Genomic DNA, 25,471 nt, shown 5'->3' on the forward strand with positions numbered 1-25,471 from the left:
ACACCAAGTTAAAACGCCAGCCTAGTGCTGGCGTTTTGCTTTTCAGCGCCGGGTAAAACGCGCTACTCTGAGGCCATCTGTTGGCAAGGAGAGGCGAAAATGGCAGAAATTATCTTACAGCGAGTCTACGATTTCAGCGGCCCGGCACCGGAGCACTGCTATCTGACCGACCGGCTATGGCCGCGCGGTGTGAGTAAGGAGAGATTGCAGGGCGTCATCTGGCTTAAGCAGGTGGCACCGGATACGGCGTTACGCCAGTGGTTTCATCAGCATACCGACCAGTGGGATGAGTTTGTTGCGCTTTATCGCCAACAACTGGTCGCCAATGAGGCCTGGCAGCCGCTGGTGGCGTTGTTAAAGCAAGGTGAGCCGTTGACCCTGCTGTATGGCAGTAAGGACACACAGCACAACCAGGGGGTTGTACTGCGTGATTTTCTGCTGGATCAGCTTAAAGATTAGCGAACACGCAGGTAGCTGCCATCGCTCTGGCGACGGAACAGGGCTTCACTGTTATCCACGGTGGTGACGGAGAGCGCGGTGATCACGCCGTTAGCATTACGTTCAATACGCACTTCTTGCCCGGCCTTCAGATTGCTGAGCGGCTTATCGTTCCCCTCAACCCGCGCCATAGCAAACACCTCGTTCACCGGCAGGTTGTTGTCACGGAACAGCTGCGCCAGAGTTTGGCCAGCCTGGATCTGATAACGCTGCCAGTTATCACTTTCGCCTGCCGTTTGCTGACTATCGTTTTGCAATTGAGCCTGCAAAGGGATCTGGTTTTCCTGGCTGGTGACCGGGAACGGGCGCGCGTTATCGTCGGAATACGGCCAAAGCAGCGACAGCAGCAGGATAGCACCAAAAATAATCACCCAACGGCGGTGAAAATAGGGCAGCGGTTCCATCCAGTGGAGGCTGTCCGGCAGGTGCCATACTTTCAGCAGCAATGCTTTCAGCCTTTGCCCCTTACCGCTCTGTTGCGGCGGTGGTGAGTCCGGCTCATCGGTGGTTGCTGGCGTTTCCGGTGCCGGGCCAGGCTTCAGGCGTTGGCTCAGGTTCAGCCAGGTGCGCAGCAATGGCTGGTAGACACGGGTGGTTTTCCTTCTCCTGGGCGCGATTCTGCCCATGGTGACCTCTCTTCAACTGCGTAAATTTGTCACTTTACAAAAAGTGTATCGCTGACCCCAGTATACCCTATGGTTTCAAACCACAGTGCACTTGTGCACCTTGAGGGCCGAATAGTCTCTGTACTGCGCCACTTCGGTGCCGGCCTTGAGCCATACCGGGTCTATATCGCTAACTGTTTGAAACGATTGGTAGCCGAGAGAATAATGACACCAAACGTTAACAGCAGGTTATTGTTTCTTTTTCTACGACAAAAGTCATCATTCTCCACACAAGATTTTACCCGGCTTTGCCGCGCTGTTATGCTGCGCTTTCGACTTTTTACAGACTAAAGGAAAACCCCATGACAACCCCTTCTTTTGATAGCGTTGAAGCGCAAGCAAGTTACGGGATTGGTTTACAGGTCGGTCAGCAACTGCAAGAGTCCGGCCTGCAAGGTTTACAACCAGAAGCTCTGCTGGCTGGCCTGCGTGACGCGCTGGAAGGGAATGCCCCGGCGGTTCCGGTAGATGTGGTTCATCGTGCGCTGCGCGAAATCCACGAACGTGCGGATGCTGTACGCCTTGAGCGCCAGCAGGCGATGGCCGTTGAAGGCCAGAAGTTCCTGGAAGATAACGCCAAGCGTGATGAAGTGACGCTGACCGAGTCTGGCCTGCAGTTCTCCGTGTTGGAGCAGGGCAATGGCCCAATCCCATCTCGTCAGGATCGCGTGCGCGTGCATTACACCGGCCGCCTGATCAACGGTGATGTGTTCGATAGCTCCGTTGAACGTGGTCAACCTGCCGAGTTCCCGGTCAGCGGTGTGATCCCTGGCTGGATCGAAGCCCTGACGCTGATGCCGGTTGGCTCCAAGTGGCAGCTGTATATCCCTCACAACCTGGCCTATGGCGAGCGTGGTGCAGGCGCATCCATCCCGCCATTCAGCGCGCTGGTGTTTGACGTTGAGTTGCTCGAAATTCTGTAATCCGCGTTATGAACCCTCTCCCTTTGGGAGAGGGTTCGGGTGAGGGGGCTATTTGCCGCTCAGTGCGCGTGGGAACAGCAGGTTGTTCTCCAGATGGATATGCTCCATCAGATCGCTGATAAACGTATTGATACCGTTATACAGCGCCTGCCAGGTATTGCAGGCCCCTTCCGGTGGCGTGACGTTGTTGGTGAGGAATTTCACCACTTCAAACTGTTCGCCAGCCTCATCATGTTCATGCTCCATCACCGAAATCGGCCCTGCCGCCTGTTGCCCCATGCCCTGTTTAATCAGCGGAAACAGGATCTGTTCCTCCTTCATCATGTGATTTTCCAGATCGAGCCGGATCAGGTTTAGCTGCTTGGCCAGCCCACGTGGGCAGGTGGGCTTGTCGCCGTGGACGCGTTCAACCTTTTCCGCCATCAATACCAGTTCTGACAGCTGTTCACGATGGCGCTGGTGGAAGCGCGGCAGGATGTAATCGATGATCTCAGCCAGCGGAGCCAGACGCCAATCGCGGGTATCCACGGGGTCTGCCGCCAGCGCGACCAGCTCACTTTCCAACTTATCCAGATCCAGTTCTTTGCGGCTGGCAGCGCGCTCCAGGGTTTGTTTACCCCCGCAGCAGAAGTCCAGATCGTAGTCGCGGAACAGCTTGCTGGCACGTGGGATTGCAATGGCGAGTGCGCCTAGGGATTGGTTACGGTAATCCATGATGATGCCCCTTTAAAGGAAGAAAACTATAACATGCATTTTAAATGCAATTTAAAGGGCGCGCCATGGTTAAAAAGGGGTAGAACAGTGTTGTGATGGGCGAACTGACAACCATGAATGAGTATGGTAAGCATAAGGCTCGATGAGGATAAAATCGTGATTGTGGCATTCGAATCGTCAGAAGAAGCGCAGAGATTTAAGAGTGAGCTCGCGAATGAGTCGATATAATTACCTCTAACTTTGAGAAGGTATTTTACTTTTCCTCCGGTGAAAATAGATATACCATGAAAACCTGTAGCTATGCCACTAAGACGATAAGGATATTTTTATGAGCTTTAATACTTATTTAAGTTTAGCAGGAAGCACACAAGGCTTGATTTCTGCCGGGTGTAGTTCTTTTGATTCAATTGGGAATCGCCATCAGAGTGGTCATGAAGACGAAATCCAAGTGTTATCATTAAACGGTGCCATTACAAGAGAGCAACACTGTACTCATCACCCTATAGAATTTATCAAGCCTATTGATAAATCATCGCCATTGTTGCTTATGGCTGTATCAAATAATGAAATATTGACTCCTGTTTTTTCAATATACCGACTGAATCAATCTGGTGCATTGGAAGTGTTTTATGAAATGAAGCTAAGCAAAGCCACAATAATAGATATTAGCCCTAGCTTTCCACATGTTGTTAATAATCAGGGTGCAATGCCATTTGAGAAAATATCACTTAGATATGAATCAATCTCATGTCAACATAAAATAGCTGGAACCTCGGGTTATAGTATATGGGACGATAGAGTTTATTGATGTGGTCCATTATATCGCCCGTGCATTCAAGATGCAATGAACAGGCGATATAATGGGAATTAGCGTTTAAATTTTTTCTTCAAATAGTCCTGCAAAAGATAGGATAAGTAAAATGATAAAAAGAAGCCACCATACACAATGTACATCATAAAGGACTCAGGTACTTGCCAAGATAGGAATATGAAGAATGCGAAAAACAAGAGAGCTAAGGCAATAAATGACCACCCTGCCAGTATACTAATTAAGAGCTTCATAGAGTCCTCATTGTTGTAAAATTTCACTCAACGCTTGGATTACATCATCGGCTGACTTCTCCTTGACGGCATTGATGAGTGTATCCACTTTTTTCTCGATTAAGAAATAAAGCATCTCTATTTTCATCTGGTATAATTGATTGTAAATAGCAGTGTTCTCACGTCTCAATTTTCGTGCAGACCTTGATGCCTTTTCTACGATGGCATAGATTTGAAAGGCAGTGAGGGTGATAGTGGTTATTCTTCCGGCTTGTTTTAACACATCAGGGTCTGAGGATATCGTATATGAGACGATACGTATTATCGCTTCTGTTAGCGCTATTTTTGTTGCCATTTTTGTTGCTGTGTTAGCGACAAGCGAAGATCCTTTCGGAGCAATTAAGCTAGGTAGTTTTTCAATAACTCTATCTTATAATTCCGCTGGCATTGATATGAAAATCGTATGTATGGTTACTTTTATCATCTCTGGGATCGTGAGTGGATCCCTTGACAGCATCATTATTGCCATAACCATTCTTTTATTTTCTACAAGAATGAGTTCTCGGTTGGCTGATAAATGACTTTTAATGACCCGGTTATACTGGGGAAACATTGTTAGTTCAGGCACAAGCTCAGGTGCAACGGTCATAAACGTTCTCTCAGCACCTAACCCCATAGTTTCAACTGTATCAATAATCACGGTCGATGACTTTTTGACAAACGCATCAAAATATCTTTCTAATACGGCATCTGCGGATTGTTTGCTATAAATCATGTCAATAAATTCCTTTTTAATCCCTATATAGTTACCAAGCAGGTTAACCATTGGGTAATCCTCATCGTCCTGCCAAAAGCTCATTCCTATGTTTCCGGCTATAGGCATACTATCAAGCAAAATCCCATGTAGCCAGATTGTTGTTAAATTTTCTACTCGTCAGCCCTGTATTGAGGCATAAAATGGTAACGGCGCGCCGTAACGCGCCTAACGCTCAATTATTTGGCTTGTAGGTCGATCTTATACAGCTCAAAGCCGATGCTGTCGTTACCTGCCGATTTCATAGGATACTGGGCGTTATCTTTAATAAATGCGGCAGCCTTCTCGCTAGGGGAGGTCTCAAAGCGGATATCCAGCGGCTGCGCGCTGTGGAAGCTGGCCAAACGCCAGTTATTGTCCGCCTGTGGATGCACCGCGCCGTGCTTCTGGGTTTCTTCGCTGATGTAGGCCGCCAATACCGCGCGGTTCTCATCCGGTGAAGCAAAGGCAATATGCTTATCGCCCGTTCCGGCAAACTTGCCGCCGTAGGCGCGGTAGTTGTTGGTCGCCACCAGGAACTGGGCGTCAGGATCGATCGGCTTGCCCTTGAAGGTCAGCTGCTTGATACGCTCCGCCTGGTCATTGATCAGCGTACACTCCCCGTCGTAACGTGCCGGTTGGCTGACGTCGATCTGATAATTGACGCCGTCGATCACGTCGAAATTATAGGTGCGGAAACCGTCCCAATTGATCAGCCCCTGCGGTTTGCTGCTGTTAACGTCAATTTGGTTGAACTGCCCGGCGGAGCATTCCAGCCACTCTTTTACTTCCTTACCGCTGGCTTTGACCACCACCAAAGTATTGGGATAGAGATAGAGATCGGCGGCATTGCGGAAGGTGAGCTGGCCTTTTTCCACCTCGACAAAGCTGGCGGGATCGTTCTTGCGGCCACCCACTTTGAACGGTGCAGCAGCGGCCAATACCGGCAGATCGGCCAGATCCGGATCGCCTTGAATATAGCGCTCAACGTAGGCTCTTTGCGCATTGTTGACGATCTGCACGGTAGGATCGTCCTGGATCAGGGCCAGATAGCTGTACATATTGCCGTCGGACTTGCCGATAGGCTTGCTGACGAACTCACGCGTTCCGTTATGATCTTCCTCTAACACCTTGACCAGCGCGGGATCTTCCACTGCCAACGAACGCTTGTTCTCTTTGTCATAAACCGGTCTGGCCTGCGCCTTCGCTGCGGTAACCTTCCAATTTCCACCATCGTTATTCAACTGCAGATCCACAATGCCGAGATGATCTCCCCATTGGCCGGGCATCACCGCAGGCACCCCGTTCAGCAGGCCTTTATCGATATCCGCGCCTTTGATATTGGCGAAGTCCTTGCTGGGGAACACCGCGTGCGCATGGCCGAACATGATGGCGTCGATGCCTGGAACCTGGCTGAGATAGTACACCGAGTTTTCCGCCATGGCCTTATAGGGGTCGCTGGAAAGGCCAGAGTGGGGGATCGCGACGACCAGGTCGGCCCCTTGTTTGCGCATTTCCGGTACGTAGCGTTTGGCGGTTTCGGTGATGTCGTTTACGGTTACTTTCCCCTGCAGATTGGCTTTGTCCCACACCAGGATCTGCGGCGGCACAAAGCCGATATAGCCGATACGTAAAGTATGAGCTTTACCATCACGGTCTTTTACCGGGGTATCGACAATAATGTAGGGAGTGAACAACGGTTTTTGCGTGGTGGCATCAATAACGTTGGCGTTGACGTAGGGGAATTTGGCCCCCGCCAGGGCATTCTTCAGATAGTCGAGCCCGTAGTTGAACTCGTGATTACCGATATTGCCCACCACATAATCCAGGGTATTCATCGCCTTGTAGACCGGGTGCATGTCGCCGGGTTTCAAGCCCTTGGCAGCCATATAGTCAGCCATTGGGCTGCCCTGGATGATGTCACCGTTATCGACCAGTACGCTGTTGGTCACCTGCTGGCGAGCGTGTTGGATCAGGCTGGCGGTACGCACCAGGCCGAATTTATCGGTGGGCTTATCCTTGTAATAGTCGAAGTCCATCATATTGCCGTGCAGGTCGCTGGTTTCCAGCACGCGCAGGTCAACCGTGGCTGCCTGCGTTGAGGCGCAGACCAGCAGGGCCAGGGCAGATAGTCCCAAAGGGCGCTTGATCATGGTTATCTCCATTGGATTATTCTTCGAGGGGCATCTCAAGGGGGTATGTAATTACCACTACCTCTCTCAGCAAACTGTGAAGTCTGGCATAAATTGGCCGAATGTAACGGACAGATATGCAAAGTTGTGACGGAGAAGACTTGAATAAATACCGCAGCTTAGCGAGTTGAGATGGATATTCCGCCCAAAAAAAACTAGGCTGCAAGCTATAGAAAGGGGAAATGTCCCACGCAACTGAATGTCTGAGGTGCACTATGTTGGAGCAGATTTGCCAGCTGTCCCGCGAGGCGGGTACGGCGATCATGGCGGTATATCATGGTGAACAACCGCTTGATGTGGCACAGAAAAAAGATGATTCACCGGTGACCGCTGCCGATTTGGCCGCACACCATATCATCAAACGGGGTCTGGCGGCACTGACGCCGGAGATCCCACTGCTGTCAGAGGAAGACCCTCCCGCCTGGGAAATCCGCCGCAACTGGACGCGTTACTGGCTGGTCGACCCGCTGGACGGTACCAAAGAGTTTTTAAACCGTAACGGTGAGTTCACGGTCAATATCGCGTTGATCGAAGAGGGTGAGGCGGTAATGGGCGTGGTCTATGCCCCGGCGATGGACGTGCTGTATCTGGCCGAACGCGGCAAGGCCTGGAAGGAAGAAGGGGGCCGGCGTCGTGAGATTAGCGTGAGTAATGCCGAGCTACCGTTGGTGGTGGTCAGCCGCTCTCATAGCGATGAGGAGTTACAGGATTACCTGCAACAGTTGGGCGAACACCAAACCATCTCGGTAGGCTCATCACTGAAGTTTTGCCTGGTGGCGGAAGGGCGGGCGCAGCTTTACCCACGGTTTGGGCCAACCAATATCTGGGATACGGCGGCAGGGCACGCGGTAGCGGTAGCGGCCGGGGCTCAGATCCACGATTGGCAGGGCAAGCCGCTGTTATATACCCCGCGTGAGTCTTTCCTGAACCCTGGCTTTAGGGTTTCTCTGTTTTAGGCCGCGCCCCGCTCATTGCCGTGCGGGACGCCGTTTAAGCGCTATTTCAGCAACTGGTGCAGCATCTCCATCACCTGCTGCACCTCTTGCGGCGTCAGTGCGCCATCTTTGGCAAACTGGATGTTGCCTTCTTTATCGAGCACCACAATTGCCGAGCCTTTTGGTTGCAGGTCCCAAGCTTTTTTGACGTTGCCATTACTGTCGACAATAAACTGCGACCAAGGGAACTCTTTCTTGCTGTCTTCAATGCTGTTACGCACAAAGACGGCGGTACCGATGATGGCATCGTCGGTATTGACGATGGTCGTCGTTTGGTAACGATCGTGCGGTAGCTTGGCGGTCTTGATGGCTTCAATCAGCGGATCGTTGAGTTCTTTGGCCGAAGTGCGGCCAGCAATATGCTGCACCACTCGCACTTTTCCACCGAGCTGCGCGCTATTCCAACCTTTGTAGCTAAACTTATTATCAACATAGTCCAACTCGCCTTTATCGCTGACGCCGATCGGTGCCACGCGTTGGTGGAGTTGAAGGTTGTGAGCAGAGGCCAACATCGGGGCCAACAGCAGCGATATTATCAGCATGCAATTTTTCATGCGTTCTCCTGCAGAGGGAAATAAGTCTCAATATGACTCAAGGTGATTAAAGCATAGGTGCTCATCCGAGGTCTGTCCTGTTAACCGGATCGCAGTTTTTCCTTCTGGGGGCAATCACGCGGTTTTTGAATGGATATACTGCAAAGGTTATAAATAGGTATACACAATTCTGTCAGTAAGTGTAAATCCAGGATAGAAATCCAGGCGGAGTTGAACAAAATGGTCTTTACTCAGTCTACTAGAAAGCAATCAAGTTGCGCTCCGAATGTCGAGGTGGCCACTTTGGCCGCTCGCTGAGCGCATGGATCCAACGGGAGGAGAGTAACAACTATGAGAATCTTCCAGCGTTATAACCCACTGAAAGTGGCTACGTATGTAAAAACCCTGTTCCGGGGGCGGCTGTACATCAAGGATGTGGGGGCGTTCGAATTCGACAAGGGGAAAATCCTGTTGCCGAAGGTTCGTGACAAGCGCCACTTCAACGTGATGTCAGAGGTCAACCGGCAGGTGTTGTTACTACAGGCAGAGATGGGATAAAGCGCGATTTATGGAGTACCCTGCAAAGTAAAAATAATTGCGGCCCCCGAAGGGGCCGCTAATGTTTATGCCTGAGGTGTTTCGTCCGGGGCTTTTGGTAGCACCGTGATCGGTTTGTCGACCAGCCTTGTTACCAATAGCTGATCAATTTTGTAGCTGTCGATATCGACCACTTCAAACTTGTAGCCGGCATATTTCACAAAGTCGGTACGTTTCGGGATTTTGCGCAGCATGTACATCATGAAACCGCCGATGGTTTCATAGTTGCCAGCCTGTGGGAACTCATCGATATGCAGTACACGCATCACGTCTTCGATTGGCGTCCCGCCTTCAATCAGCCACGAGTTCTCATCACGCGTCACGATCTGCTCTTCCTGACCTTGGCCTACCAGGTCACCCATCAGGGTGGTCATGACATCGTTCAGTGTAATAATCCCGACCACCAAAGCATATTCATTGAGGATCACCGCAAAGTCTTCACCGGCGGTTTTAAAGCTTTCCAGCGCTTCTGACAGGGTCAAGGTATCTGGCACGATCAGCGCCGAGCGGATCTGCACGCCGCTGCTCAGTACCAGGCTCTGGTTGCCCAAAACGCGGTTCAGCAGGTCTTTGGAGTCAACATAGCCAACGACCTGATCGATATGACCGTCGCACACCAGGAACTTGGAATGCGGATGAGTGGAGATCTTTTCTTTAATACTGTCTTCACTTTCCCGCAGGTCGAAGTAAATCACGCTTTCGCGGGACGTCATCGACGAGGGCACGGTGCGCGATTCCAACTCGAAAACGTTTTCAATCAGCTCATGTTCCTGTTTGCGCAGTACCCCGGCTAGCGCGCCAGCTTCCACCACCGCGTAAATATCTTCGGAGGTGATGTCGTCTTTACGCATCATCGGCAGCTTGAACATGCGGAAAATCAGGTTGGCCATGCCGTTGAAGAACCAGACCAGCGGGCGGAACAGCATGATCGAGAAACGCATCGGGTTGATGATCCGGACGGCAACCGTCTCTGGTGCAATCATACCGATGCGCTTCGGGGTTAAATCCGCGAACAGGATGAACATGCTGGTCACCATCACGAACGAGCACATAAAGCTTACCTGCTCGGAAATTTCGGGTGACAGGAAACGGTCGAAAATCAATTTGAAACTGGGGGAGAAGGCTGCATCGCCGACGATACCGCCGAGGATGGCCACGGCGTTGAGGCCGATTTGCACCACGGTAAAGAAAATACCCGGGGTTTCCTGCAGCTTAAGGACTCTGGCGGCATTGATGTTGCCTTCGTCAGCCATCAGTTTGAGTTTGATCTTGCGTGACGCGGCCAGAGAGATTTCTGAAAGCGAGAAAAACGCACTCACTGCGATCAGAAAAAGAATCAGTAAAATACTGTTTAACATAGTCTATCCATTCGTACCGACGGGATGTCGGCGATCTTTCGGAGGGGTAATACCGTAAAAAAAGGTGGATCCAAGGGCCGTTATATCACGTGCCCACAAAAGCGGGCCGCAAACGCGGCCCAACACAGTATAGCAGTTGCCCCGTGAGGGCCGCCAGTGGTTAAAAATTAACAGCTTAACCCTGTGGAGGCAGACACACCCCAATGCCGCCCAGGCCACAATAGCCGCCCGGATTCTTATGCAGGTATTGCTGGTGATCATCTTCTGCATAGTAGAAAGGCAGTGCCGGTGCGATTTCAGTGGTGATGGTGCGCTGATCGCCCGCTTTATCCATTGCCTGCTGGAAAGCTTGCAGGCTTTGCTCCGCTTCGGCCTGTTGCTCTGCATCCAGATAGTAAATAGCAGAGCGGTATTGGGTGCCGATATCTCCGCCCTGACGCATGCCCTGTGCAGGATCGTGGTTTTCCCAGAATACCTGTAACAGCTTGCGGTAGCTGATGACCTGCGGGTCAAACACTACGCGTACCACTTCGGCATGACCAGTCTGGCCGCTGCATACCTCGCGATAGGTTGGATTTGGCGTATAGCCACCGCTATAGCCTGCGGCAGTGCTATAAATCCCCGGCTGCTGCCAAAACAGGCGTTCAACGCCCCAAAAACAGCCCATGCCAAAGATGGCCGTTGCCATCCCCTCGGGCACGAAGGTCATGGAATGGCCGGTCACCTCGTTAAGCGTAGCGACGGGCATCGGCGTAGTACGGCCAGGAAGCGCACTCGCCTTATCGATGTTTTGAGACTTATCAAAAGATTGCACCACGTTTGACTCCTGTTGCCATAATAAGAATTAGCCTAATAGGAACGCGTGTCAGTTGTAACTGGCCGCTTCTTTGCCCACAATAAGCCCTATCTAAGGTTTATGTATCAGCTTAACGCAGTATTTTGAGCGCCAAAAGCTAAGAATGCGTCTTGTTTTCGGTAACGGTTGATGCCGTATGGGCAACGTCCGGGATCTAAAGGTAAGGGGGGCAGTCTGATAGCGCTGCCCCAGCACCAGAGCAAAGGTACTGACAGGACAGAAAAATCAATTAAGGAGCACCAGTGCCACGATATCGTGTCCTTTGCGTGTTATGTGCGCTATTCGTTATGCCGTCGGTGTTAGCGGCGAATGTGCGGCTGCAGGTTGACGGCCTGAGTGGGGATTTGGAGCGCAACGTTCGTGTGCGCCTTTCAGCGATCACGCCGGAAGAGGTCAATGCCGAGGGGCGTTTTCGCGCTCGGGTGGACGCTGCCATCCGCCTGGGGCTGCGGCCGTTGGGCTATTATCAGCCTACGATTGAATTCACCTTTGATGATAACCCGAAGCTTTCGCGGCCGGTATTGACCGCCAAGGTCGATCCGGGTGAACCGGTGCGTATTGCAGGTGTGGATATCCAGCTGCAAGGCGGGGCCAGAACCGACGAAGATTACCTGAATCTGGTCCGAACCGATCGGCCAACGATAGGTGAGATCCTCAATCATGGGCAGTTCGACAGTTTTAAAAGTTCGCTGACCAACCTTGCGCTGCGTAAAGGCTATTTTGACGCTCAAATGCTCAAGAGCCAGCTTGGCGTGGCGGAAGAGTTGCATAAGGCGTTTTGGGACATTGATTTCGACAGTGGTGAGCGTTATCACTTCGGCAAAGTGATTTTCAAGGGCTCGCAAATCCGCGAGGACTATTTGCAAAATCTGCTTCCCTTCCATCAGGGTGATTATTACAGTTCGAACGATCTTGCCGAGCTGAACCGCCGTTTATCCGCCACCAACTGGTTCAACTCTGTGGTGGTGTCCCCAGACTTTACCGACTCCAAAGAGAGCAAGATCCTGCCGCTAGATGCGGTGTTGACGCCGCGTAGCAGCAATATCGTGGAGCTAGGCGGTGGTTTTTCTACCGACATTGGTCCACGTGTGCTAGGAACCTGGAGAAAACCCTGGCTGAACGATCGCGGCCACAGCCTGGTAACCGCCGCTAGTATCTCTCAGCCGCAGCAGCAGCTGGATCTGACCTATAGAATCCCATTGCTACGCAACCCACTAGAACAGTATTACCTGTTACAGGGCGGTTTCAAACGTACCGATCTGAACGACACTCAATCTGACAGTACCAAGGTCGTGGCTTCGCGTAACTGGGATCTCTCCAGCGGCTGGCAGCATGCGGTGAACCTCAGTTGGCGTCTGGACCACTTTACCCAGGGTTCCGTCACCAATACCACCATGCTGCTTTATCCTGGGGTGACCGTGAATCGAACTCGTTCACGGGGAGGCCTGATGCCCGTGTGGGGCGACAGCCAGCGCTATTCCATCGACGTGTCGGATACTACCTGGGGCTCCGGGGTGGACTTTGCGCTATTGCAGGCACAAAACGTCTGGATCCGTAGCTTGGGGGAGAAAAACCGCTTTGTGATCCGTGGTCAGGTTGGCTGGATCGAAACCAACGATTTTGACAAGGTGCCGCCGGATTTGCGCTTCTTCGCCGGTGGCGATCGCAGTATCCGTGGTTATAAATTCCAGGGAATTTCCCCGCGTGGCGATGATGGCAAGCTGACCGGTGCCTCTAAAATGGTGACGGGGTCGCTGGAGTACCAATATAACGTCACTGGCCGCTGGTGGGGGGCGATGTTTGTGGATTCCGGGCAGGCGGTCAATAAATTCTCAGACAGCAATTTCAAGACCGGTGCGGGCGTTGGCGTGCGCTGGCAATCGCCGGTAGGGCCGGTGAAACTGGATATCGCCGCGCCGGTTGGGGATCAAGAAACCCACGGCCTACAGTTTTATATCGGTTTGGGGCCTGAACTATGAGCCTGATAAAAAAGATTTGTCTGGGATTTTTGATCCTGCTGTTACTGCTGATCGGCACGTTGGCGTTTCTGCTTGGCACCACGACCGGCTTGCATATGGTGATCAACGGGGCCGCCCGCTGGGTACCCGGGTTGGAAATTGCGGCGGTCAGCGGTGGCTGGCGCGATCTGACCCTGAAAGGCGTGAAGTATCAGATGCCGGGTGTGGCCGTTAACGCCGGGCAGTTCCATCTCTCGCTCGATCTCTCCTGTTTGAAACGCAGTTCATTGTGCGTCAATGCGCTGACCGCTCAGGATGTTGATGTGGTGGTGAAAACCGCCGAAATGACACCTTCTGCGCCGGTTGAGGAAAGCAACGAGCCGATCGGCGATCTCAGCACACCTTATCCTATTACCCTGCGTAAGCTGGCGTTGAATAACGTCAAGGTTACCGTGGACGATACGGCGATCTCGCTGGGGGAATTCAGCACTGGCGCACAGTGGCAGGAACGTGCATTGACGTTGATGCCAACTACGGTGCGCGCTTTGCTGATCGCGCTGCCAAAAACGCCGGTGAATCCTTTACCGGAAGCGCTGCAGCCCGCAGCAGAGAAAGTGGCGGACAAGGTTGCAGAGAAAACGACGGTTGCGCCAGCATTGGTGCCACCGCCAGCGGAAGAGAAACCGTTGGGCGAAACCCTGAAAGCGCTGTTTGCCAAACCGCTGCTGCCGGACCTGCCAGAAATTCGCCTGCCGTTGGATATTACCGTTGAGGAAATCAACGGTGAGCAGCTACATCTGACCGGGGACACTGAGGTGTCGATCACCCGCTTGCAGCTGCAGGCCAGCACCAAAGATCAGCATATTCAGCTGGATCGCTTTGACGTGAGATCGCCGCAGGGCATGCTTTTCGCCAAAGGGCAGGCAACGCTGACCGGCAATTGGCCGGTGGAAATGGTGGCCAACAGCACGCTGAATATCGATCCGCTGAAAGGCGAGAAGGTGAAGCTGAATGTGTCTGGTGGGCTGCGTGAAGAGCTGAAAGTCGCGCTTAACCTGTCGGGCCCCGTTGGTGCGCAACTGGATGTGCAAACCCAGTTGGTAGAGGCGGGTTTACCCTTGGCGCTGACGCTGCAAAGCAAACAGCTGAAATGGCCGCTGACCGGCGAGGCACAGTATCAGGTTAATGATTTCCGCCTGCGCTTTAACGGCGAGGCCGCTGATTATGCGCTTTCTACCCGCGCTAATTTCAAAGGCCAGGATCTGCCACCGGCAGTGCTACAGCTGGATGGTAAAGGTAATCTTGAACAGTTCAGACTCGAGCGCCTGCGGTTGGTTGCGCTGGAGGGGAATACCGATCTGACGGCGCTGGTGGACTGGAGCAAAGCGATCAGCTGGACGTCACAGCTGACGCTGTCGGGCATTAATACCGCCAAGCAATGGCCGGAATGGCCAGCGCGCTTGGAAGGGAAAATCACCACCCGTGGCAGCCTGCACGGCGGCAGTTGGCAATTACAGGTGCCGGTGTTGCAGCTCGACGGCAATGTGAAACAAAACAAGGTATCAGCGCGGGGCTCTTTGCGTGGCAATGCGGCCGGGCAGTGGACGATCCCGGGTATCGATCTGGCGTTAGGGCGCAATACGCTCAACGTTAAAGGCCAGTTGGATGAGAAAAGCTGGGTGCTGGATGCCAATGTTGATGCAGCGCATCTCGACGGTGCTTTACCGGGGCTTGCAGGCAATGTCCGCGGGCAGTTGAAGCTGCGTGGGAATTTGCAGGCACCGCAGCTGTTGGCAGATCTGACCGCGACGGGCTTGCAATGGCAGGCGCTGCACATCAATCGGGTGAAGGTCAACGGCGATGTCCGTTCCAGCGATCAGATCCAGGGGCAACTGGCGGTACGGGTTGAACAGCTCAAACAGGATGCGCTGCAGGTCAATCTGTTGACGTTGGATGCCAGAGGCAGCGAGCGCCAACATCGGCTGCAAGTGAATATCGACGGTAAGCCGGTTTCCGGACAATTGGCCCTGGAGGGCAGCTTTTATCGTCAGCAACAGCGCTGGCGAGGCAACCTGAACAATACTCGTTTTGATACACCGGTGGGTGAATGGCGTCTTAGCCGTGCCATCGCGTTGGATTACCTGAATACGCAACAGAAGATCAGCGTAGGACCGCATTGCTGGGTGAACCCGAATGCCGAGCTGTGCGTACCTAGAACCATCGAGGCAGGGGCCAGCGGCCAGGCTAGCGTAGTACTCAACCGCTTTGACCTGGCAATGATCAAACCGTTCCTGGGGCCGGATACCGCCATGAACGGGGTCTTTACTGGCCGAGCTGACGTGAGTTGGCAACCGGGTGGCGCATTGCCACAGGCGAAGGTTTCCCTGGTGGGCAAGGGGGTGAAAGTGGTGCAGCAGGTGCAGGGTGCCGCATTGCCGATCGCCTTTGACACGCTAAACCTCAATGCGGGCTTGAACAATGGACGGGCACAGGCAGACTGGCTGATCAAGCTGACCAATAACGGCCAGTTTAACGGTAACGTTCAGATCGCCGATCCGCAGGTACGCCGTACCATCAGCGGCAACGTCAATATCACCAATGTGTCGCTGGCGCTGCTTAATCCGATACTGACGCAGGGCGAGAAAGCCGCGGGGATGCTGAATGCCAACCTGCAATTAGGCGGCAATGCGCAGAACCCACTGGTGTTTGGCCGTCTGGCGCTGGATAAGGTGGCGATCGTTGGCCACTGGATGCCGTTCGATATGACCGAAGGCCGCCTGGCGCTGAACTTCAACGGGATGACTTCGACCCTGGAAGGATTGCTGGCGACTACGCATGGGCAGCTCAATCTGTCTGGGGATGCCGACTGGCGGGATATCAATGCCTGGCGTGCACGTATTGCAGCCAAGGGCGATCGGTTGCGGGTGACCCTGCCGCCAATGGTCCGTATTGATGTTTCACCGGATGTGGTGTTTGAAGCCACGCCGCAGCTGTTCTCACTCAACGGTAGCGTAGATATCCCTTGGGCTCGTATCACGGTGCAAGAGCTACCGGAAAGCGCTGTCGGTGTTTCTCCTGATGAAGTGATGTTGAATAACCAGCTCAAGCCGATCCAACCGGCGACGGCAGGGATCCCAATCAACAGCAATCTGACGATCCGCGTGGGTAACGACGTGCGCCTGGATGCGTTCGGCCTGAAAGCCAGACTGCGTGGCGATCTGCGTGTGGCACAGGACCGAAATGGTCTGGGGGTGCATGGCCAGATTAATATTCCATCGGGGCGTTTCCATGCCTATGGCCAGGATCTGCTCGTGCGCAAAGGCCAACTGATCTTCTCTGGGCCACCGGATCAACCGTTGCTGAATATCGAAGCGATCCGTAATCCGGATGCGACGGAAGATGACGTGGTCGCAGGTGTTCGCGTGACCGGCATGGCCGATGCACCAAGGCTGGAAGTGTTCTCCGATCCGGCCAAGTCTCAGCAAGAAGCGCTGTCTTACCTGCTGCGCGGCCAGGGATTAGGGGCTGGCGGTGCCGATGGCAACGCCATGACCTCAATGTTAATTGGTATGGGGGTTGCACAAAGTGGTCAACTTGTGGGTAAAATCGGCGAGGCGTTTGGCGTAAGTAATCTGGCCCTTGATACCGAGGGAGTTGGCGACAGCTCTCAGGTAGTGGTGAGCGGCTATGTCCTCCCTGGCTTACAAGTAAAATATGGGGTGGGGATCTTCGACTCATTGGCCACGCTGACGTTGCGATACCGCCTGATGCCTAGGTTGTATCTGGAAGCGGTGTCTGGTCTCGACCAGGCACTGGATGTGCTCTATCAGTTTGAGTTTTAGCTATGCGAATAATTGTCTACGGCAGTTTACGACGCAAACAGGGAAACAGCCATTGGATGACCAACGCCCAATGGTTGGGTGAACATGAGTTAGAAGGCTACCAGCTTTATAATCTGGGGCACTACCCGGCGGCGATCCCTGGAGAGGGCACGGTACACTGCGAAGTGTATCGTATTAACTCATCGATTCTGGCCGAGCTGGACGAGTTGAAAAGCAATACCAAAGACTACAAGCGCGAGCTGATCCGCACGCCTTATGGCAGTGCGTGGATCTACCTGTATAGACACAGTGTGGACGGTTTCCCGCGGATTGAAAGCGGTGACTGGCTGAAGCGTCTTGACGAAAAGCAGTAAAAAAAACACCGCTCATCTGGGCGGTGTTTTTTTATCAGTTCGGGCGAGAATTACTTCTTGGCGCGCTCGAAAGAGGCAACGATCTCAGCTTTGGCTGCGGCAGCGTCTGCCCAACCTTCCACTTTCACCCATTTGCCTTTTTCCAGATCTTTGTAGTGTTCAAAGAAGTGGCTGATCTGCGCTTTCAGCAGTTCTGGCAGGTCGTTCACATCTTTGATGTGATCGTACTCTTTGGTCAGTTTGCTGTGCGGTACGGCAATCAGTTTTGCGTCTTCACCGGCTTCGTCGGTCATTTTCAGCACGCCAACTGGGCGGCAGCGGATCACTGAGCCTGGTTGCAGTGGGTATGGGGTTGGCACCAACACGTCTACCGGGTCACCGTCCAGTGACAGAGTGTGGTTGATGTAACCGTAGTTGCACGGGTAGAACATCGCTGTGGACATGAAACGGTCAACGAACAGCGAGCCGGTTTCCTTGTCGATTTCGTATTTGATTGGATCGGCGTTAGCCGGGATTTCGATAACTACGTAGATGTCTTCTGGCAGGTCTTTGCCAGCAGGGACCAGGTTCAAGCTCATGTCGGTTTCCTTTAATCAAACCAGAAATGGAGTGGCGGCTATTATAGCGGAGTCTTTTGTGATTTCCCGCCCTTTTCATCATTGAGATGCTGACTGGTCTGTAACAGCAACTTTTCCAGATTAATCCTCTATTGATTGAAGTTTACTCCCCGGCTGCCGATAACTTCCTCAAATAATAACGGTCCAGCCGCTAGCTGGCCCTGCCTTCTTGCCTCCTCTACATCTGAAGCTACTTTTTTCTAAAGCCGGGAAACACTCATGTTAAAAAAGATCACCGTTAAGGCCGGGCTGATTGCCCTGTTGAGCCTGATGACGTTGCTGTTGATTGTTGTCAGCATCATCGGGGTTAAAGCCATTAACGACGGAACACGTTCGCTACAGACTCTGAACCAGATCCTGGGGGAAGAGCTGGGTTCGTTGGCCAACAGCTCCAACCTGGCGCTACGGGCCAGAACGGCTGCCTCGCTTGCAGTACGCCAGCGCGAGATTGGTCAGATTGAGGTTGCTGACGCCTCTGTGGGGCGCATTTATGGCTATCTGGAACAGTCGAAAAAGGAAATGGCGCGCTTTGTCGACGTAGGCACGGTGACCGAACGGGGTCGTCAATTCTCAATGCGCATGCAGGCGAGCTATCGCGCCTATCTGGAACAAGGCATTGCGCCCATGGCGGCGGCGATAAAGGCGGGGAAGTTGGATGACTATTACGCCATTCAAGAAAATCATATCTCTAAGCTGAGCATTGCTTTTGAAGCCGACCTCAGTGAGTTCCGCGCGTTTGCCATGGAGATTGGCCAGCAGCATGCGCATGAGGCAGAAAGAAATGCCAGCACCAAGATTATCCTGATCGTTGCGGCTGGGCTGCTCAGCGTGTTACTGGCGGTGCTGGCCTGGTTTGCTATGCGTGTGATCTTGCTGCGCCCGTTAGATGAGTCGATCGTCCAATTGGAACATATCGCCGCAGGGGATCTGACCCACGAAATTAGCGGTGAAGGTGATACCGAAATGGGGCGCTTGGTGCACGCCATGCAGCGTATGCAGCAATCGCTGGTGATGTCGGTCAGTAAAGTCCGCGATGCCAGCAGCCAGATCGATACCGGCTCCCGCGAGTTGGCTGCGGGTAACGTTCATCTGGCGCAGCGTACGGAGGAATCGGCCGCTTCGCTGGAGCAAACCGCCGCCAGTATGGAGCAGTTGACCTCTACGGTGAAAATGAATGCTGAAAACTGCGAACAGGCCAACCAGTTGGCACTGAGCGTCTCCGATATTGCCGAACAGGGCAGTGACGTGGTCAGCCAGGTGATGAGCAAGATGCAGGCCATTACCGACAGCTCACGACGCATCGCCGACATCATCAGCGTGATGGATGGTATCTCCTTCCAGACCAATATCCTGGCGCTCAACGCGGCGGTAGAGGCAGCACGCGCCGGTGAGCAAGGCCGTGGTTTTGCCGTGGTGGCCGGTGAGGTACGCAGCCTGGCCCAACGCAGTGCGCAATCGGCCAAAGAGATCAAAGGGCTGATCGAGGTTTCACAACACCGCGTGCGGGAAGGTGAACAGATGGCGGCTACGGCGGCGAAGACCATGAACGGAATAACCGGGGAAGTGGGGCGCGTCACGGCGCTGATGCGTGAAATCTCGGCGGCCACTCGCGAACAAAGCAGTGGTATCGAGCAGGTCAACCTAGCGGTAGTGCAAATGGATCAGGTGGCACAGCAGAATGCGGCGCTGGTGGAAGAGTCTGCGGCGGCAACGCGCTCTTTGGAAGAGCAGGCGCAGCTATTGGCACAGAGTATGGCTGTGTTCAAACTATGATATGAAGGGGCGGCATGCCGCCCCTTTTAACTCGTTACTGGTCCGGGAAATCAGCAATAAAGCGTTCGGCGTCTTCTACCATCGATTTGGTGCCGACGAAGAATGGCGCACGCTGGTGCAGTTGTTGCGGCACGATATCCAGAATACGGTTTTTACCATCGCTGGCTTTCCCACCGGCCTGTTCAGCCAGGAACGCCATCGGGTTGCATTCATACAGCAGACGCAGCTTGCCCTGTGGGTGGCTGGCGGTGCTTGGGTAGATATAGATGCCGCCCTTGAGCAGGTTACGGTGGAAGTCGGCAACCAGTGAACCGATATAGCGTGAGGTATAAGGGCGCTGGGTGGCTTCATCCTGCTCTTGGCAGTATTTGATGTATTTCTTCACCCCGAGCGGGAACTTGATGTAGTTACCTTCGTTGATGGAATACATATTGGCTTTTTCCGGGAAGCGCACTTTCTCGTGGGAGAGGCAGAACACCCCCAGAGACGGATCGTAGGTAAAGGCATGCACGCCATAACCGGTGGTGTACACCAGCATGGTGGAGGAGCCATAAACCACATAACCGGCCGCTACCTGGGCATGGCCAGGCTGCAGGAAATCTTCTTCGGTGACTGGCGTGCCAATCGGGGTGATGCGGCGATAGATAGAGAAGATCGTCCCGACCGAGACGTTCACATCAATGTTGGACGAGCCGTCCAACGGATCCATCAACACCACATACTTGCCATTTTCAGCTCGCTCGCCGTCGAAAATCACGATCTCGTCTTCTTCTTCCGACGCGATGCCTGCAACTTCCCCACGAGCCTTCAACGCGGCTTTCAGCTTTTCGTTCGCGAACAGGTCCAGCTTCATCTGAACTTCGCCCTGAACGTTGGAAATGCCGTTAGTCCCCAAGATATCAACCAAACCCGCCTTGTTGATATCACGATGAATGATTTTGGCACCCAGTTTGATGGCAGAAAGTAATGAAGTCAGCTCACCGGTGGCGTGAGAGAAGTCGTGTTGTTTCTCGACGATAAATTCGCCTAACGTTTTCATGACACAATCCCTGAATCTACGGATGGATAGCGGCTTGTTAACATACCGCCAACGTTTTCGTCAGCAGTGTAGCCCAAAGCAACTTGCGATTCATAGGCAAATCCATTTCTTCTGAGCGATTCTGAGCGCTAGAATAGGCAGTAAATCGATGCACTAACATGAGAAACCTAATGCGCATACATATTCTTGGGATCTGCGGCACCTTTATGGGTGGGCTAGCCATGTTGGCTCGTTCACTGGGGCATGAGGTGACCGGTTCAGATGCCAACGTCTATCCTCCGATGAGTACCTTACTGGAAAAGCAGGGGATCGATCTGATCCAGGGTTACGATCCTGCCCAGTTGGATCCGGCTCCTGATCTGGTAATTATCGGCAATGCCATGAGCCGTGGTAATCCTTGCGTAGAAGCGGTGCTGGAACAGAGCATTCCTTACATGTCTGGCCCTCAGTGGCTGCATGATTATGTCCTGCGCGATCGCTGGGTACTGGCGGTAGCGGGAACACACGGTAAAACCACCACCGCCGGGATGGCGACCTGGATCCTGGAAGCCTGCGGCTATCAGCCGGGCTTTGTGATCGGCGGCGTACCGGGCAATTTTGATGTCTCGGCCCGTCTTGGCGGCAGCCCGTTCTTTGTCATAGAAGCCGATGAGTATGACTGTGCCTTCTTCGACAAACGCTCCAAGTTCGTTCATTACTGCCCGCGCACGTTGATCATGAACAACCTCGAGTTCGATCACGCCGATATTTTTGACGATCTGAAAGCCATCCAGAAACAGTTCCACCACCTGGTGCGCCTGGTGCCGGGCCAAGGCAAGATTATCCTGCCGGAAAACGACACCCATCTGAAACAGGTGATGGCAATGGGATGCTGGAGCGAACAGGAATGGGTCGGGGAAGGGGGCGCGTGGCGTGCACACAAACTGACGACGGATGCCAGCCATTACGAAGTGTTCCTCAACGGCGAGAAGGTGGGCGAGGTTAACTGGGCACTGGTGGGCGAACACAACATGCATAACGGCCTGATGGCGATCGCCGCTACCCGCCATGTTGGCGTACAGCCAGCCGATGCCTGCCGTGCGCTGGGAGACTTTATCAATGCCCGCCGCCGTCTGGAATTGCGTGGTGAAGCCAATGGTGTCACGGTGTATGACGACTTTGCCCATCATCCCACCGCCATTCTGGCTACCTTGGCGGCGCTGCGTGGCAAAGTGGGCGGCACCGCACGCATCCTGGCCGTGCTGGAGCCGCGCTCAAACACCATGAAAATGGGGATCAGCAAAAACGATCTGGCCCCCTCACTGGGCCGTGCCGACGAAGTGTTCCTGTTCCAGCCTCACCACATCCCGTGGCAGGTAGCGGAAGTTGCCGAAGCTTGCGTTCAGCCCGCGCACTGGAGTGCCGATCTGGATACGTTGGTGGAGATGATTGTGAAAACCGCGCAGCCGGGTGACCATATTCTGGTGATGAGCAACGGCGGGTTTGGCGGCATTCATGACAAACTGCTGGCAGGGCTGGCTAACAAGGCCGAACCGAAAGAAACCTACTGACGTTTAGTTAAACGGGCGCCGCATGCGGCGACCCTACCACTATGAGGCCGCTGATGCGGCCTTTTTTGCCCCCATAAAAAAGCCCTCGCGAGCGAGGGCAATGGGGTTCGTCGGATAGGACGACGATAATTTCCAAGATACTGGCGTTTACCTGAGAACTCGGCAGTGGCAGTGACGAGGGTAGTCAGTTCAGTAAGCGCGACCTTGGATTTTTACTTGTAGATTTCAGCCGTTGCGTGCCAGTTGCCATTTTCATAGGCTTCGATCACACGGTAGGCTTTGGCCCCTTGCTGGTCCGCTTTATCAGACAGCGCCTGACGGATATCAGAAGGTGCGCCACCCACGCCGCTAGCGGTGATGGTGCCGACAGACTGCAGATTGCTGGCTTGGGCATCAGTGACCAGGTTAGCCGCAGAAGCACCGAAAGAAACGGCAGACAGCAGGCTAAGTGCAACGAGAGTAGTTTTCATGTTCATAGTACTTGGATCCTTAATCGTTCAGAGATAACGGCCTGGAAGGGCTTTACAGCGTTTTTTATACTTGAAGGCGGTTATCTACTTGGTTTTTTACCAGAGAGTTGTCGTGCAATGCTCAGATAACATCTTGTACTTATTTGTAAATCTCGGCGGTAGCGTGGTAGTTGCCTTCATTACGAGCTTCGATCACGCGGTAAGCGGTCGCGCCTTGAGCATCGGCTTTGGCAGACAGTGCCTGACGGATATCAGAAGGTGCTGCACCGACGCCGCTCACGGTGATGGTACCGGCAGACTGCAGCTTTTCAGCCTGCGAAGCATCAATGGATTGTGCTGCGAATGCACCGAAAGACAGCATGGACAGCAGGCTAATTGTCGCTACAGTAGTTTTAATTTTCATGATTTATCCTCTTCGTATTCTTTTATCAGTTCCAATGAACTGTGATTTACGTCACGAAAATGAGTATACATCTAGTAACGGCAAAAATTAATAGCTGGCTAACAGTTTCTAGTGAAACTTTATTGGGGTGGCCGTTACTTTTAATAACCTAATGGAATAAAAAACGGCGATAAAATGCACTTCTGATGTTAAATTTATGTAATTTCAATGAGCTAAGTGCTTTTGACTAAAAGTGCGGAAGCTTCCAGTCACTATCACTAGTCACCAAGAAATGTCATTGAAATGTGCTGCAGGTCGGCTTATTGGCAGTTTTAAACGTGGTAGGCAGCGCTGGAGAAGTAAACGAGGGGTTAATAAAGGGTGCACCGCCCGCGACGGAAAGCCGCAGGCTGTGCTGAATGCATCAAAGTTCCTGTTCGAACAAGGAGAGAATGGCTTCAAACAGTTGACGTGCGGTAAAGGAGCTGGCCGGAGTGACAAAAATAGTATCGTCACCGGCAATGGTGCCCAGGATCCCTTCGGATTTGCCCAGTGAGTCCAACAGGCGGGCAATCAGCTGCGCCGCACCTGGGCTGGTATGGATCACCACCACCGCATCGTTATGGTCCACGTCCAGCACCAGATTCTTGAGCGGGCTGGTGGTGGTAGGGACACCGAGTTCAGCCGGGAGGCAGTACACCATCTCCATTTTTGCATTACGCGTGCGTACCGCCCCGAACTTGGTCAGCATGCGTGATACCTTGGACTGGTTAATGTTCTCGAAGCCTTCTTCTTGCAGCGCCAAAACGATCTCGCCTTGAGAACTGAATTTTTCTTCTTTCAATAACGCCTTAAACGCCTTGATCAGATCTTCCTGCTTTGCGGGATTACGCATTTTGCACCGTGGAATGTTGGTAATAGAGCTGATTATTATGCATATAAATGCATTTTTATGCAATATGGGGGCCGTCTGGAAAATCAAAAATGCCCAGACAGAAAGGCAAGAGCGCGATTTTAACAAAATCCGATGCTCATGAATATGCCCTTTCGGTGCGGGAAGCGAGTCAGCTCTCCGGTAACGAAAATGTTATTAAAATGATGTTGTTCTGATGTTACGTAAGGGTGTAATGTAACCGCCGGTTAACGCGATCGTGAAAAGCTTGGCACTATTTTCGATTAGTGTGCGCTATGCCCTTAATGCATAAGCTATTTACTTTAAAATGCTCGCAACATCGGCCATTTTATTGCGCCAGATCTAAAACCGACTGTTAAGAGGTTGTTTTTAAAGGCGTGATAAATTAAGGTCCGTGACCAAAGAATTCACGGCGCTTTTATATTTAAGACAATAAAGGAGTATAGGATGAAAGTTGCAGTTCTCGGTGCTGCTGGCGGTATCGGCCAGGCCCTCGCCCTTCTACTCAAGACCCAGCTTCCTTCAGGTTCTGAACTCTCCCTCTACGACATTGCCCCTGTTACCCCAGGCGTTGCCGTTGACTTAAGCCACATCCCAACCGCAGTTAAAATCAAAGGCTTCAGTGGCGAAGATGCAACCCCTGCGCTGCACGGTGCGGACGTGGTGCTGATTTCTGCTGGCGTTGCGCGTAAACCAGGGATGGATCGTTCCGATCTGTTCAACGTAAACGCTGGCATCGTACGCAACCTGATTGAGCAAGTGGCCAAAACCTGCCCGAAAGCCTGCATCGGTATCATCACCAACCCGGTGAATACCACGGTAGCCATTGCGGCAGAAGTGTTGAAGAAAGCGGGTGTTTACGACAAAAACAAACTGTTTGGCATCACATCGCTGGATATCATCCGTTCCAACACCTTCGTCGCGGAACTGAAAGGCAAACAACCGGAAGAACTGAACGTACCGGTGATTGGCGGCCACTCAGGCGTGACCATCCTGCCTCTGCTGTCGCAGATCCCTGGCGTAAGCTTTAGCGATCAGGAAGTGGCTGATTTGACCAAACGTATCCAGAATGCGGGTACCGAAGTGGTTGAAGCCAAAGCCGGTGGCGGTTCTGCAACCCTGTCTATGGGCCAGGCTGCTGCACGTTTTGGTCTGTCTCTGGTGCGTGCGCTGAGCGGTGAGAAAGGTGTAGTGGAATGCGCTTATGTTGAAGGGGATGGCAAATATGCCCGCTTCTTTGCACAGCCGCTGCTACTGGGTAAAAACGGTATCGAAGAGCGTAAAGATATCGGTACCCTGAGTGCCTTCGAGCAAAAAGCGCTGAGCGAAATGCTGGACGTGCTGCACAAAGATATCGAACTGGGTGAGAAGTTTATCAACAACTGATCCCTCAGAATGTGATGTTTTGA

The 25,471-nt window shown here is 52.9% G+C and carries 24 protein-coding genes; 11 read left to right on the forward strand and 13 right to left on the reverse strand.

Going from position 1 to position 25,471, the window contains the following annotated elements; all coding sequences use genetic code 11:
- Positions 1-99 precede the first annotated feature (99 nt).
- Positions 100-459, forward strand: a complete 360-nt coding sequence (locus KGP17_RS02040; RefSeq protein WP_021807544.1) for a DUF488 domain-containing protein — start codon at positions 100-102, stop codon at positions 457-459.
- On the opposite strand, the gene KGP17_RS02045 is transcribed toward KGP17_RS02040, so the two are convergent.
- Positions 456-1,124, reverse strand: coding sequence for an OapA family protein (locus KGP17_RS02045; protein WP_037376533.1), 669 nt, complete (start codon positions 1,122-1,124; stop codon positions 456-458). The two genes, KGP17_RS02040 and KGP17_RS02045, sit on opposite strands and share 4 nt — an antisense overlap.
- 341 nt (positions 1,125-1,465) lie before the next feature.
- Here KGP17_RS02045 and KGP17_RS02050 point away from each other — a divergent pair, with 341 nt between their 5' ends.
- The gene (locus KGP17_RS02050; RefSeq protein ID WP_021179017.1) at positions 1,466-2,086 is read left to right on the forward strand and encodes a peptidylprolyl isomerase; all 621 of its coding nucleotides are present in this window, start codon (positions 1,466-1,468) and stop codon (positions 2,084-2,086) included.
- A gap of 48 nt (positions 2,087-2,134) precedes the next feature.
- On the opposite strand, the gene ytfE is transcribed toward KGP17_RS02050, so the two are convergent.
- Complete coding sequence (gene ytfE / locus KGP17_RS02055; RefSeq protein WP_223498761.1) at positions 2,135-2,800, reverse strand: iron-sulfur cluster repair protein YtfE; 666 nt, start codon at positions 2,798-2,800, stop codon at positions 2,135-2,137.
- A 328-nt stretch (positions 2,801-3,128) separates the two neighbouring features.
- Here ytfE and KGP17_RS02060 point away from each other — a divergent pair, with 328 nt between their 5' ends.
- Positions 3,129-3,608 (forward strand): Hcp family type VI secretion system effector, encoded by a 480-nt coding sequence (locus tag KGP17_RS02060; protein WP_071784892.1) that lies wholly within the window; start codon positions 3,129-3,131, stop codon positions 3,606-3,608.
- A gap of 261 nt (positions 3,609-3,869) precedes the next feature.
- Here KGP17_RS02060 and KGP17_RS02065 read toward each other — a convergent pair whose 3' ends face one another.
- The 3 genes from KGP17_RS02065 to KGP17_RS02075 all read right to left on the reverse strand — a co-directional run bounded on the left by KGP17_RS02065 (position 3,870) and on the right by KGP17_RS02075 (position 6,787).
- A complete protein-coding gene (locus tag KGP17_RS02065; RefSeq protein ID WP_209523764.1) occupies positions 3,870-4,196 on the reverse strand; it encodes a hypothetical protein in 327 nt (108 codons plus the stop codon).
- A 75-nt stretch (positions 4,197-4,271) separates the two neighbouring features.
- On the reverse strand, positions 4,272-4,700 hold the full coding sequence (locus KGP17_RS02070) for a hypothetical protein (RefSeq protein ID WP_209523783.1): 429 nt from the start codon (positions 4,698-4,700) through the stop codon (positions 4,272-4,274).
- A gap of 134 nt (positions 4,701-4,834) precedes the next feature.
- Entirely contained in the window at positions 4,835-6,787 is a 1,953-nt protein-coding gene (locus KGP17_RS02075; RefSeq protein ID WP_209523765.1) for a bifunctional 2',3'-cyclic-nucleotide 2'-phosphodiesterase/3'-nucleotidase, read from the reverse strand.
- A gap of 254 nt (positions 6,788-7,041) precedes the next feature.
- Between KGP17_RS02075 and cysQ the strand changes: the two genes are divergently transcribed.
- The gene (cysQ, locus tag KGP17_RS02080; protein WP_021807539.1) at positions 7,042-7,782 is read left to right on the forward strand and encodes a 3'(2'),5'-bisphosphate nucleotidase CysQ; all 741 of its coding nucleotides are present in this window, start codon (positions 7,042-7,044) and stop codon (positions 7,780-7,782) included.
- A gap of 41 nt (positions 7,783-7,823) precedes the next feature.
- Here the strand turns inward: cysQ and KGP17_RS02085 are convergent, their stop codons facing one another.
- Complete coding sequence (locus KGP17_RS02085) at positions 7,824-8,375, reverse strand: YtfJ family protein (RefSeq protein ID WP_059199535.1); 552 nt, start codon at positions 8,373-8,375, stop codon at positions 7,824-7,826.
- 330 nt (positions 8,376-8,705) lie between these two features.
- On the opposite strand from KGP17_RS02085, the gene KGP17_RS02090 reads away from it, so the two are divergent.
- Entirely contained in the window at positions 8,706-8,912 is a 207-nt protein-coding gene (locus KGP17_RS02090; RefSeq protein ID WP_021179022.1) for a DUF1107 domain-containing protein, read from the forward strand.
- Positions 8,913-8,977: 65 nt separating this feature from the next.
- On the opposite strand, the gene KGP17_RS02095 is transcribed toward KGP17_RS02090, so the two are convergent.
- Complete coding sequence (locus KGP17_RS02095; protein WP_021179023.1) at positions 8,978-10,309, reverse strand: hemolysin family protein; 1,332 nt, start codon at positions 10,307-10,309, stop codon at positions 8,978-8,980.
- Between the two features lie 175 nt (positions 10,310-10,484).
- Complete coding sequence (msrA, locus tag KGP17_RS02100; protein WP_094981894.1) at positions 10,485-11,123, reverse strand: peptide-methionine (S)-S-oxide reductase MsrA; 639 nt, start codon at positions 11,121-11,123, stop codon at positions 10,485-10,487.
- A gap of 284 nt (positions 11,124-11,407) precedes the next feature.
- Between msrA and KGP17_RS02105 the strand changes: the two genes are divergently transcribed.
- Genes KGP17_RS02105 through KGP17_RS02115 form a run of 3 tightly spaced genes read left to right on the forward strand, consistent with a single transcriptional unit; the run spans position 11,408 to position 17,318 of the window.
- Positions 11,408-13,144, forward strand: a complete 1,737-nt coding sequence (locus KGP17_RS02105; RefSeq protein ID WP_071682908.1) for an autotransporter assembly complex family protein — start codon at positions 11,408-11,410, stop codon at positions 13,142-13,144.
- Complete coding sequence (locus KGP17_RS02110) at positions 13,141-16,965, forward strand: translocation/assembly module TamB domain-containing protein (protein ID WP_223498762.1); 3,825 nt, start codon at positions 13,141-13,143, stop codon at positions 16,963-16,965. Before KGP17_RS02105 ends, KGP17_RS02110 begins: the two co-directional genes overlap by 4 nt.
- Positions 16,966-16,967: 2 nt before the next feature.
- Positions 16,968-17,318 (forward strand): gamma-glutamylcyclotransferase, encoded by a 351-nt coding sequence (locus KGP17_RS02115; protein ID WP_024483355.1) that lies wholly within the window; start codon positions 16,968-16,970, stop codon positions 17,316-17,318.
- Positions 17,319-17,368: 50 nt separating this feature from the next.
- Here the strand turns inward: KGP17_RS02115 and ppa are convergent, their stop codons facing one another.
- The gene (gene ppa / locus KGP17_RS02120; protein WP_021179028.1) at positions 17,369-17,896 is read right to left on the reverse strand and encodes an inorganic diphosphatase; all 528 of its coding nucleotides are present in this window, start codon (positions 17,894-17,896) and stop codon (positions 17,369-17,371) included.
- Positions 17,897-18,154: 258 nt separating this feature from the next.
- Here ppa and KGP17_RS02125 point away from each other — a divergent pair, with 258 nt between their 5' ends.
- Positions 18,155-19,708: a methyl-accepting chemotaxis protein gene (locus KGP17_RS02125; RefSeq protein ID WP_059199539.1), complete on the forward strand. Its 1,554-nt coding sequence runs from the start codon at positions 18,155-18,157 to the stop codon at positions 19,706-19,708.
- A 34-nt stretch (positions 19,709-19,742) separates the two neighbouring features.
- Here the strand turns inward: KGP17_RS02125 and fbp are convergent, their stop codons facing one another.
- Positions 19,743-20,747, reverse strand: a complete 1,005-nt coding sequence (fbp, locus tag KGP17_RS02130; protein ID WP_029711176.1) for a class 1 fructose-bisphosphatase — start codon at positions 20,745-20,747, stop codon at positions 19,743-19,745.
- 170 nt (positions 20,748-20,917) lie between these two features.
- Here fbp and mpl point away from each other — a divergent pair, with 170 nt between their 5' ends.
- Entirely contained in the window at positions 20,918-22,297 is a 1,380-nt protein-coding gene (gene mpl, locus KGP17_RS02135; RefSeq protein ID WP_024483358.1) for a UDP-N-acetylmuramate:L-alanyl-gamma-D-glutamyl-meso-diaminopimelate ligase, read from the forward strand.
- Positions 22,298-22,509: 212 nt separating this feature from the next.
- Here mpl and yhcN (KGP17_RS02140) read toward each other — a convergent pair whose 3' ends face one another.
- The 3 genes from yhcN (KGP17_RS02140) to argR form a co-directional block, all read right to left on the reverse strand.
- The gene (gene yhcN / locus KGP17_RS02140) at positions 22,510-22,773 is read right to left on the reverse strand and encodes a peroxide/acid stress response protein YhcN (protein WP_021179031.1); all 264 of its coding nucleotides are present in this window, start codon (positions 22,771-22,773) and stop codon (positions 22,510-22,512) included.
- A 133-nt stretch (positions 22,774-22,906) separates the two neighbouring features.
- The gene (gene yhcN / locus KGP17_RS02145; protein ID WP_021807531.1) at positions 22,907-23,170 is read right to left on the reverse strand and encodes a peroxide/acid stress response protein YhcN; all 264 of its coding nucleotides are present in this window, start codon (positions 23,168-23,170) and stop codon (positions 22,907-22,909) included.
- A 403-nt stretch (positions 23,171-23,573) separates the two neighbouring features.
- A complete protein-coding gene (gene argR / locus KGP17_RS02150) occupies positions 23,574-24,044 on the reverse strand; it encodes a transcriptional regulator ArgR (RefSeq protein ID WP_021179033.1) in 471 nt (156 codons plus the stop codon).
- Positions 24,045-24,509: 465 nt separating this feature from the next.
- Here argR and mdh point away from each other — a divergent pair, with 465 nt between their 5' ends.
- Positions 24,510-25,448, forward strand: a complete 939-nt coding sequence (gene mdh, locus KGP17_RS02155; RefSeq protein ID WP_021179035.1) for a malate dehydrogenase — start codon at positions 24,510-24,512, stop codon at positions 25,446-25,448.
- The last annotated feature ends 23 nt before the right edge of the window (positions 25,449-25,471 follow it).

The organism is Serratia sp. JSRIV001 (assembly GCF_019968745.1).
GTDB classification, from domain to species: Bacteria; Pseudomonadota; Gammaproteobacteria; order Enterobacterales; family Enterobacteriaceae; genus Chania; species Chania fonticola_B.